Genomic DNA, 9,542 nt, shown 5'->3' on the forward strand with positions numbered 1-9,542 from the left:
GTCCTCTTCTGGGGGTGGCGGGCCCAGGGGGCCGCTTATGGAGGTCAGGGGCTTGTCCAGCCTTTCGCCGGAGCCGTCTCGGCGGCCCATGTCGACGTCCAGCATTGCCGGTTTGCCGTTGGCGGCCGCTGCGCGGAGCGGGGTCGGGGCCGCCCAGGCTTGGAGCAGGACGTCCTCGCCCTTCAGGAAGCGGTGGGCCCGGACGCCTCCCGTGGCGCGGCCCTTGGACGGGAACTCGGCGAAGTCGGCCAGTTTGATCGCGCCCGTCTGAGTGCCGGGCAGGGCCGAGGACGAGCCGGAGATCGTGATGACGCGGGCCTCGCGGGTCGGGTCCAAGGCGCCGAACCACATGACGCTCGCGCCGGCGCCCAGCTTGATGCCGGCCATGCCGCCTGCCGCGCGGCCCTGCGGGCGGACGAGGGACGCGGCGAAGTGCAGGAGCTGGGCGTCGGTCGTGATGAAGACCACGTGCTGGTCCTCGGAGAGCAGCTGGACGGCGCCGACCACGCGGTCGTCGTCCTTGAGGCCGATCACTTCGAACTCGTCGCGGTTGGCCGGGAAGTCGGGGACGACCCGTTTGACCACGCCCTGGGCGGTGCCCAGCGCCAGGCCGCCGCCCTCTTCGTCCACGGCGGCTATGGCTACGACCGTTTCGTTCGGTTCAAGGTCGACGTACTCGGTGATCGGGGCTCCGCCCGCGAGGGACGGGGGTGTCGCCGAGGGCGGCAGCGTCGGGAGATCCAGGACGTCGATGCGGATCATCCGGCCCAGGGACGTCACCGCGCCCACCTGGCCGCGCGCGGACGACGGGACCACCGAGGTCAGGACGTCGTGCTGGGAACGGGGCCCGCTGTCGGGCAGCGGGCCGGCGTCGTGGGTGCGGGCCATGAGGCCGGTGGACGAGAGCAGCACCGTGCACGGGTCGTCCGCCACCTCAAGGGGGACGGCCGCCGCGGCGGTGTGCCCCGAGGCTTCCAGGAGGATGGTGCGGCGCGGGGTGGAGAACTCCTTGGCCACCTCGCCGAGCTCCTTCGAGACGAGGCCGCGGAGCTTCTTCTCCGATTCGAGGATCGCGGTCAGCTTGGCGATCTCCTTGGCGAGCTGCTCCTTCTCCTTGTCCAGCTCCAGGCGGTCGTAGCGGGTCAGGCGGCGGAGCGGGGTGTCCAGGATGTACTGCGCCTGGATCTCCGACAGCTCGAAGATCTGCATGAGGCGCTGCTTGGCCTGGGCGGCGTCGTCGCTCTGCCGGATGACCTGGATGACCTCATCGATGTTGAGCAGGGCGACGAGCAGGCCCTCCACCAGGTGGAGGCGGTCCTCACGCTTCTTGCGGCGGTGCATCGAGCGTCGGCGGACGACCTCGATGCGGTGGTCGATGTAGACCTGCAGCATGTCGCGGAGGCCGAGGGTGCGGGGCTGGCCGTCGACGAGGGCGACGTTGTTGATGCCGAACGTCTCCTCCATCGGCGTCAGCCGGTAGAGGTCGGCGAGGACGGCTTCGGGGTTGAAGCCGTTCTTGATCTCGATGACGAGGCGGAGGCCGACCTTGCGGTCGGTGAGGTCCTTCAGGTCCGAGATGCCCTGGATCTTCTTGTTGTTGACGAGTTCCTTGATCTTGGCCTTGACGCGTTCGGGGCCGACGGCGTACGGCAGTTCGCTGACGACGATGCCCTTGCGCCGGGGGGTGACGTTCTCGACGGAGACGGTGGCGCGGGTGCGGAACGTCCCGCGGCCGCGCTCGTAGGCGTCGCGGATGCCGTCCAGGCCGACGATCTTGCCGCCGGTGGGCAGGTCGGGGCCGGGGACGAAGCGCATCAGGTCCTCGAGGGACGCCTCCGGGGTGTCGATCAGGTGCCGGGCCGCGGCGATGACCTCGCCGAGGTTGTGCGGCGCCATGTTCGTGGCCATCCCGACCGCGATCCCGGACGCGCCGTTCACCAGGAGGTTCGGGAACGCGGCGGGCAGGACCTCCGGCTCCTGCTCCTGCCCGTCGTAGTTGGGGCGGAAGTCGACGGTGTCCTCGTCGATGGAGGCGACCATCAGCATCGCCTCGCGGGACATCCGCGCCTCGGTGTACCGCATGGCGGCGGGCATGTCGTCGCCGCCGAGCGAGCCGAAGTTCCCGTGCCCGTCCACGAGCGGCATCCGCATCGCCCACGGCTGCGCCATCCGCACCATCGCGTCGTAGATGGCGCTGTCGCCGTGCGGGTGCAGCTTGCCCATGACCTCGCCGACGACGCGGGCGCACTTGACGTGCCCGCGGTCGGGGCGCAGCCCCATCTCGTTCATCGAGTACAGGATCCGGCGCTGGACGGGCTTCATGCCGTCGCGCGCGTCGGGAAGCGCCCGCTGGTAGATGACCGAGTAGGCGTACTCGAGGAAGCTGCCGCGCATCTCGTCGGAGACATCGACGTCGACGATGTTCTCTTCGAAGTCCGGCGGAGGTGGAGGGGCTTGGGATCCGCGTCGTGCCATGCCCCACATTGTGGCCGGTCCCGGGGACATCTTTCGCCCTACCCCGCCGGGTGGGCCGCCCGTCTCGGCGATCGATCCCGTTTCGTCACCTACGCGGACCTGGCAGATTGAGCATGGACGGTTTCGATTTCCTCAGATGGAGGTTTCCTTGAGCGGGCTGGCCGACTTCCAGAACTCGATCTATCTGCAGGGTCTCGGGGACGTCCTGCCGACGCTGCCCACCGATCTGACGAAGCTGGAGGGCCTCGCGGAGCGGTCGCTGTCCGCGCAGGCGTTCGGCTACGTGGCGGGGTCGGCGGGCAGCGAGGCGACCGCGCGGGCGAACCGCGCGGCGTTCGACCGGTGGCGGATCGTCCCGCGCATGCTGCGGGACGTCGCCGACCGCGACCTGGCGGTGAATGTGCTGGGGACCGCTATGCCGTCCCCTCTTCTGCTGGGGCCCATCGGCGTGCAGTCGATCCTCTATCCGGACGGTGAGCTGGCCGTCGCGCGGGCGGCCGCGGCCGAGGGACTGACGATGGTGCTGAGCACGGCGTCGTCGTACAACATCGAGGACGTCGCCGAAGCGAACGGCGAAGGGCCGCGCTGGTACCAGCTGTACTGGCCGAAGGACAGGGAACTCGCCGTCAGCTTTCTGGAGCGGGCCAAGGCGGCCGGTTACACGACTCTCGTCGTCACGCTCGACACGTTCACGCTGGCGTGGCGTCCACGCGACCTGGACCGGGCCTACCTGCCGTTCCTGCGCGGGATCGGTGTCGCGAACTACTTCAGCGACCCCGTCTTCCAGAAGGCCGTCGGCGGGCCGGTCACGGAGGCCAACCGGGACATGGCGCTCCTGCACTGGGTCGCCAACTTCGGGAACCCCAGCCTGACGTGGGACGACCTGGTCTTCCTGCGCGAGCACTGGGACGGGCCCATCGCGCTCAAGGGAATCCAGCATCCCGACGACGCCCGCCAGGCCGTGGACGCCGGAATGGACGCCGTCATCGTCTCCAACCACGGCGGACGCCAGGTGGACGGTGCCGTCGCCTCACTGGACGCACTGCCCGGCGTGGTCGAAGCCGTCCGCGACCAGGCGACCGTCCTGTTCGACAGCGGAATCCGGACCGGATCGGACATCGCCAAGGCACTCGCACTCGGCGCCAAGGCCGTCCTGGTCGCACGTCCTTACGCGTATGGGCTCGCACTGGGCGGTCAGGCCGGTGTCCAGCACGTTTTGCGCTGCCTCCAGGCGGAACTGGAGCTGACCATGGCGCTGTCCGGCATCAAGCGTGTGGAGGAGTTGAATCCGGAGATTCTTGTGCGCGCGTAGGCGGCGCGTAGATGTCGTGGATGGCGGCCAAGGCTTCGTCTACCGCGCGGGTGGGGACGTCCTCACAGTCCAAGGACCGGTAGGGGGCGCCGTCGGTTCGCCTGGCGATGGCCCTGCGGGCGGCGGCGACGTTGACTCGCAGGGCGCCCGTGTCGGGGCCCAATGCGTGGACGTGGATGGCGATGCCGCGTAGAAGGTCGATCACGTCGGCGGGGTGCCGGTTCTGGCGCGTCAGGGTGCGGTGCATCTTCAGCGGTGGATACAGCTTGTCCAGTTCGGCGACGGAGAGCTCGAATCGGGTCAGGGCGTCTGGGGCACCCTTAAGGACATCGGTCAGGTTCGCCAACACCTCAACGGTGCGGCGTCGCTGGACGTCACCGGTGCGGAACGGCAGCACGAACCAGGCGGACGCGACCCCGATGACCGCTCCGGCGAGGATCGCCTCCATCCGCGTCCAGAGCAGGGGCATCGCCGCCTGCCCGAAATACCCGTACAGCAGGGACAGGGCCGCAGTGACGCCGCCCGCCCAGTACGCGTAGTTCCGGGGACGCAGCCATACCGCGACCCCCAGCACCGCGAAGATGAGTGCGATCGAGCCCCGGTTCCCTGGGGCGAACGTGCCTGCCGCCAAGGTCGCCAGGAGGGTTCCACCGGTCGCGCCAAGTGCGCGCAGGACGCTCTTGTGCAAAGCGTCCCCTTGTCCACGGGCGCCGTTGCACACGATGAACGCGGTCAGCACCACCCAAGACCAGTGGTCTGGGAAGAGCAGATGACCCGCAGCGAAGGCTCCGGCCAGAGCGACCGCCATCTGCGCGGCCATCCGGTTACTGGCCCGAGAGCGACCCGCACTGGCGGAAGCCGGAACGTCCACGAGCAACTGGAACGCGGTCACCCAGAACCACGCGATCAGGGCCACGACCGGCGCCCAGAGAACGTTCCCTGAGGTGGGCGTGTGCGGGGTGACCAGGAGCGCGATCGGGGGCAGCATCGCCAGCGTGCCCGCCCGTGCGAAACGGGGCCCGAAGCGGCGGATCCAGATGGCCGCAGTGACGAGCAGCACGAACGCGGCGTCGCCCTCGATCGGTCGGCCGGACATGAGCGTCCCAAGGCCGATCGCGGCGAAGGCGACGGCCGGGAAGACGGCGAAGCCGATGATCTGGTCGGTCGGCGTGGCGTCCCGCTGCGTTCTGGCGAGCGTGATGGACAGGACGACCGCTTGTATCCCGATGTCCACGCCCAGGTGAGCCAGCCGCTCCAGGAGCAGCGCGGACCCGAAGGCCGCGAGCACCGCCGCCATCGTGGTGGCGGCCGGCGGGACCGCGGGCACCCGCAACCCAATCGCAGCCATGATCCGCCTCTCGATATTTAGTAAGTGGTAGCGTAACATTATGAAGAGTGGGCCGAGCGAGGACGTGGCGGAGATCCGGCACGGCATCATGCGCATGGCGCGCCGGATGCGCGCGGCGCGGTCGCCCGACGCGCTGAGCAGCAACAAGCTCGCCGTGCTCGGCCACCTGTACCGCGGCGGTCCTGGCACGCCCGGCGAGCTGGCCGAGGCGGAGAACCAGCGGCCTCAGTCCCTGACGCGCGTCTTCGCCGAACTTGAGGCCGCCGGGCTGATCTCCCGGGCGCGCGGCGACCACGATCGCCGTCAGGTGGTGCTGACCATCACCGAGCAGGGGGTCGCGGCGCTGCGGCGCGACATGGGGGAGCGCGACGCCTGGCTGGCGGGGGCGCTCGGCGGGCTGAGCGAGACCGAGCGCGACGTACTGCGGATCGCGGCACGGCTCATGGAGCGACTGACCGAATAGTTCGTGGTTACGTACTAATTTTGCGGGTAGGGACAGGCGCATGCGCTGGCCCGATCACGCCATCTGGTGGCACGCCTACCCGCTCGGCTTCGTCGGCGCCGAACGCGACGCCCTCCCGGCGGGCACATCGCCCGAACCACGGCTGGCACGGCTCACGGGCTGGCTCGACCATCTCGTCGGCCTCGGCTGCAACGGGCTCGCGCTCGGTCCGGTGTTCGCCTCCGAGACGCATGGCTACGACACCGTCGACCACTACCGCGTCGACCCACGGCTCGGCGACGAGGACGACCTGCAGCGGCTCATCGGCGAGGCGTCCCAGAGGGGAGTCAGAGTCCTGCTAGACGGCGTTTTCAACCACGTCGGCCGCAGCTTCGATGCCTTCGACGACGTCGCCGCCAGAGGCGAGGCGTCTCCCTACAGGAAGTGGTTCCACCGGGACCTGCGCACTTTCGAAGGGCACGACCAGCTCGTCACGCTGAACCATGCCGAACCCGAGGTCGCCGACTACGTCACCGACGTCATGGCCCACTGGCTGGAGCGCGGCGTAGACGGATGGCGCCTCGACGCCGCATACGCCGTCCCGCCGGAGTTCTGGCGGACGGTCACAGACCGCGTCCGCGCGCGCTTCCCCGAAGCGTGGCTCGTCGGTGAGGTCATCCACGGTGACTACGCACGCATCGTCGAACAGACCGGATTCGACTCCGTCACCCAGTACGAGCTGTGGAAGGCCATCTGGAGCTCGCTGAACGACAGCAACCTTTTCGAGCTGGCCCACGCGCTCGACCGGCACAACGAAATGCTGGCCACGTTCGCGCCGCAGACGTTCCTCGGCAATCACGACGTGACGCGCATCGCCAGCCGGCTGACGGATGAACGCCACCTGGTCCATGCGCTCGTGATCCTGCTGACCATCGGCGGTGTTCCATCCGTCTACGCCGGGGACGAGTTCGCTTTCGAGGGCATCAAGGAGGAGCGTGCAGGAGGCGACGACGCCATACGGCCGGCCTTTCCCGAACACCCCGACGACATCCCGGGCCAAGGCGGCCCCCATCACCGCCTCCACCAAGAACTGATCGGCCTACGGCGCCGTCACCCTTGGCTCGTCCGTGCGGAGACCACGATGGCGACCTTGACCAACACGACCCTCTCCTACACAGTGGGGCACGGCGCAGAGCAACTGGCGATCGTCCTCAACCTGAGCGACGAGCCCGCCAAGGCGGAGCTGCCTGCCGCCGACTGGACATGCGTGGCCGGTGAGGCGACTTTCACCGAGAACGGTGCGATCGTCCCCCCAACGGGATGGGCGATAGCCGAACCCTGACATTTGTCAGGGGTCGCCCCTGCAATCCTCATGGCGGATTTCTGACGCCTGTGACTGCCCGTCCTACCGTCACCCGGACAGCATCGATGTCATGAAGGCACCCGTGATCGAGGTACGCGACCTGGACCTGAACGAGGCCGTGCGCAACGTCTCCTTCACCGTGGCGCAGGGGGAGGTCTACGCGCTTCTCGGCCGCTATGGCTCGGGCAAGACGGCCCTTCTGGAGATCCTTGCGGGGCTGCGACGTCCGACAGGCGGGAGCGTCCGGTTCCGTGGCGTCGACCCCTACACCGACCGTGACGCCGCGCGCGCTGGGGCCGTCTGGCGGGACGGTGGCCTCTTCCCCGGGCTGACCGTCGCCGAGGTGGTCGACACGTGGCGGCGCTGGACACTCGACCCGCTCACCCGCGACGACGCCCTCCACCTGGCCCGCCTCACCGATGCCGCCGACGTCCCCTTCGAAAAGCTGACCGCAGGGCAGCGCCGCATGCTCGACCTCGCACTGGCCCTGATCGGACGGTCGGACGTGCTCATCCTCGACGAGCCCACCACCGGGCTCGACCACGGAGCCGCCCGCGAGGTGTGGTCGGTGCTGCTGATGCTGGCCGCGCACGGGGTCAGCGTGATCGTCACGACCCGCGACCCGGACGAGGCGTGCCGCGCCGACCGGATCGGGATCCTGGACGAGGGCCGCCTGGTCACGGGCCGGGACGCCGACCGCCTCCGGGCCGCCTGACAGGCCGCCCGGCAGGGCCGCCCGAGCGTCGCGCGACCGCCGTGCCGGCCGCATACGCTGGGCGCGTGCAGCCCAGGATCCCGCGTCCCACCGTCATCGCCGCGATCATCGTGGGGATGACCGTGGTGACGCTCGCCGGGTTGCTGCTGCCGGCGCTCTGGTACGAGATCGTCCACCGGCGGGACGCGGGGCGCCTGCTCCTGGCCCTCACCGGGGTCGGCGCCGTGTTCGTCCTCTACGCCCGGCTGCTCTGGCAGAACCTGATGCGCCGCACGGCCCCCGCGCACCGTCTCGGGCTCGCCGCGATCGTGGCGATCTGCTGGGCGCTGCCGCCGCTGCTCGGCACCGGCCAGGGCTGGGGCAACGCGCTCCTCGTCCCGGCCGGGCTGATCGCGGTCGTCCTGCCGGTGCGCGAGGCGGTCGGCGTGACGGCGGCGGCGACCGTTTCGACCCCCGTCTACGGCGTGGTCCTCGGGTTTCCGGCGCTGATGGTCCTGTACGAGGTGGCGGCCGTGCCGCTGACCTCCTTCTCTGGATATGTCACGGTCTGGCTGGTCCATGTCGTGCAGGAACTCCGGGAGGCGCGCGCCGAGATGGCCCGCTCGGCCGTGGGGGAGGAGCGGCTCCGGTTCGCCCGCGACCTGCACGACGTCCTCGGCCACAGCCTCCAGGCGGTCGCGCTGCGCGCCGAGGTCGCCGAGCGGTTCGTCGAACGCGACGACGGGCGCGTCCGCAAGGAGCTGACCGAGATCCAGACGATGGCGCGGGACGCCGTCCGGGACGTGCGCGAGGTCGTCCGCGGCTACCGGGCCACGTCGCTGCGCACCGAGCTGGACGGGATGTCGGCCGTCCTGCGCGCCGCCGGGATCCGCTGCGAGCGCCCGGAGGTGTCGCCGGCGCTGCCCGCCCACGTCCACGAGCCCCTCGGCTGGGTCGCCCGCGAGGCCGCCACCAACGTCCTGCGGCACTCCAGCGCCACCTGGTGCGAGATCACCGTCCGCGCGGACCGCGACCGCGTCGCCATCGAGATCGTCAACGACGGCGCCGCCCGCCGTGCCGCCGGGGACGCCGGCAGCGGGCTGGCCGGCCTCGCCGAGCGCCTCGCCGCGGCGGGCGGCGAGTTCGCGGCCGGCGCGGCCGGCGACGGGACGTTCCGGGTGGCGGCCGCCGTCCCGGCGAAGGGAGACGCATGATCCGCGTGCTGCTGGCCGATGACCACCTCCTGATCCGGGAGGCGCTCGTCCTGCTGCTGGAGACCGAGGACGGTATCGAGGTCGCCGCCGACGTCGGACGCGGCGACGAGGCCGTCGAGCGCGCCCTCGCCCTCAAGCCCGACGTCGCCGTCCTCGACATCGACATGCCCGGCCTGGACGGGCTCGCCGCCGCCGAGCGCCTCGCCCGCGACCTGCCCGGCTGCCGGCTGGTGATCGTGACGGCGCACGGCCGCCCCGGCAACCTGCGCCGCGCCATGGCCGCCGGCGTCCGCGGGTTCCTCGGCAAGGACGCCCCGGGCCGGCGGCTCGCCGAGGTCGTCCGGCAGGTCGCCGCCGGCGCCCGCTACATCGACCCGCAGCTCGCCGCCGACGCCCTCGCGGCCGAGGAATGCCCCCTCACCCCGCGCGAACTCGACACCCTGCGCGCCGCCGCCGGCGGCGCGCCCGTCTCGCGCATCGCGCGGAGCCTCGGCCTGTCCGAGGGCACCGTCCGCAACTACCTGTCGGCCGCCGTCACCAAGCTCGGCGCCGACAACCGCCACGCCGCGGCCCAGACCGCCCGCGAGCTCGGTTGGCTGTAAGCGCCGATCAGCGGCGGGCCAGGACCAGGGAGCCTCGTTTCGTCACGGGCAGGGGTGTGCTCAGGCGGGTGGCGGCTTCGGCGGCCTGGGGG

General features: G+C 70.7%; 8 protein-coding genes. 6 read left to right on the top strand and 2 right to left on the bottom strand.

From position 1 onward, the window contains the following. A partial coding sequence (locus tag E1293_RS39755) for a DNA gyrase/topoisomerase IV subunit A (protein ID WP_132204114.1) occupies positions 1 to 2,475 on the bottom strand: 2,475 nt, incomplete at its 3' end. Positions 2,476 to 2,611: 136 nt separating this feature from the next. Between E1293_RS39755 and E1293_RS39760 the strand changes: the two genes are divergently transcribed. Then, positions 2,612 to 3,787, top strand: a complete 1,176-nt coding sequence (locus E1293_RS39760; RefSeq protein WP_132204116.1) for a lactate 2-monooxygenase — start codon at positions 2,612 to 2,614, stop codon at positions 3,785 to 3,787. Here the strand turns inward: E1293_RS39760 and E1293_RS39765 are convergent. Continuing rightward, entirely contained in the window at positions 3,741 to 5,135 is a 1,395-nt protein-coding gene (locus E1293_RS39765; RefSeq protein WP_132204118.1) for an FUSC family protein, read from the bottom strand. The two genes, E1293_RS39760 and E1293_RS39765, sit on opposite strands and share 47 nt — an antisense overlap. Before the next feature lie 40 nt (positions 5,136 to 5,175). Between E1293_RS39765 and E1293_RS39770 the strand changes: the two genes are divergently transcribed. The 5 genes from E1293_RS39770 (at position 5,176) to E1293_RS39790 (ending at position 9,450) form a co-directional block, all read left to right on the top strand. After that, complete coding sequence (locus tag E1293_RS39770; protein WP_207939372.1) at positions 5,176 to 5,598, top strand: MarR family winged helix-turn-helix transcriptional regulator; 423 nt, start codon at positions 5,176 to 5,178, stop codon at positions 5,596 to 5,598. A gap of 40 nt (positions 5,599 to 5,638) precedes the next feature. Further along, a complete protein-coding gene (locus E1293_RS39775) occupies positions 5,639 to 6,919 on the top strand; it encodes an alpha-amylase family protein (RefSeq protein ID WP_132204120.1) in 1,281 nt (426 codons plus the stop codon). 91 nt (positions 6,920 to 7,010) lie between these two features. Next, complete coding sequence (locus E1293_RS39780; RefSeq protein ID WP_132204122.1) at positions 7,011 to 7,655, top strand: ABC transporter ATP-binding protein; 645 nt, start codon at positions 7,011 to 7,013, stop codon at positions 7,653 to 7,655. A gap of 65 nt (positions 7,656 to 7,720) precedes the next feature. Further along, the gene (locus E1293_RS39785) at positions 7,721 to 8,848 is read left to right on the top strand and encodes a sensor histidine kinase (protein ID WP_132204123.1); all 1,128 of its coding nucleotides are present in this window, start codon (positions 7,721 to 7,723) and stop codon (positions 8,846 to 8,848) included. After that, the gene (locus tag E1293_RS39790; RefSeq protein ID WP_132204124.1) at positions 8,845 to 9,450 is read left to right on the top strand and encodes a response regulator transcription factor; all 606 of its coding nucleotides are present in this window, start codon (positions 8,845 to 8,847) and stop codon (positions 9,448 to 9,450) included. Before E1293_RS39785 ends, E1293_RS39790 begins: the two co-directional genes overlap by 4 nt. Positions 9,451 to 9,542: the final 92 nt, after the last annotated feature.

Source organism: Actinomadura darangshiensis (assembly GCF_004349235.1).
GTDB lineage: Bacteria > Actinomycetota > Actinomycetes > Streptosporangiales > Streptosporangiaceae > Spirillospora > Spirillospora darangshiensis.

Excerpts from the sequence above, each read along its gene's own strand:
- E1293_RS39790 (WP_132204124.1), top strand. The coding sequence starts at position 8,845 with ATGATCCGCGTGCTGCTGGCCGATGACCACCTCCTGATCCGGGAGGCG.
- E1293_RS39760 (WP_132204116.1), top strand. The coding sequence starts at position 2,612 with ATGGAGGTTTCCTTGAGCGGGCTGGCCGACTTCCAGAACTCGATCTAT.
- E1293_RS39765 (WP_132204118.1), bottom strand. The coding sequence starts at position 5,135 with ATGGCTGCGATTGGGTTGCGGGTGCCCGCGGTCCCGCCGGCCGCCACC.
- E1293_RS39770 (WP_207939372.1), top strand. The coding sequence starts at position 5,176 with ATGAAGAGTGGGCCGAGCGAGGACGTGGCGGAGATCCGGCACGGCATC.
- E1293_RS39780 (WP_132204122.1), top strand. The coding sequence starts at position 7,011 with ATGAAGGCACCCGTGATCGAGGTACGCGACCTGGACCTGAACGAGGCC.
- E1293_RS39775 (WP_132204120.1), top strand. The coding sequence starts at position 5,639 with ATGCGCTGGCCCGATCACGCCATCTGGTGGCACGCCTACCCGCTCGGC.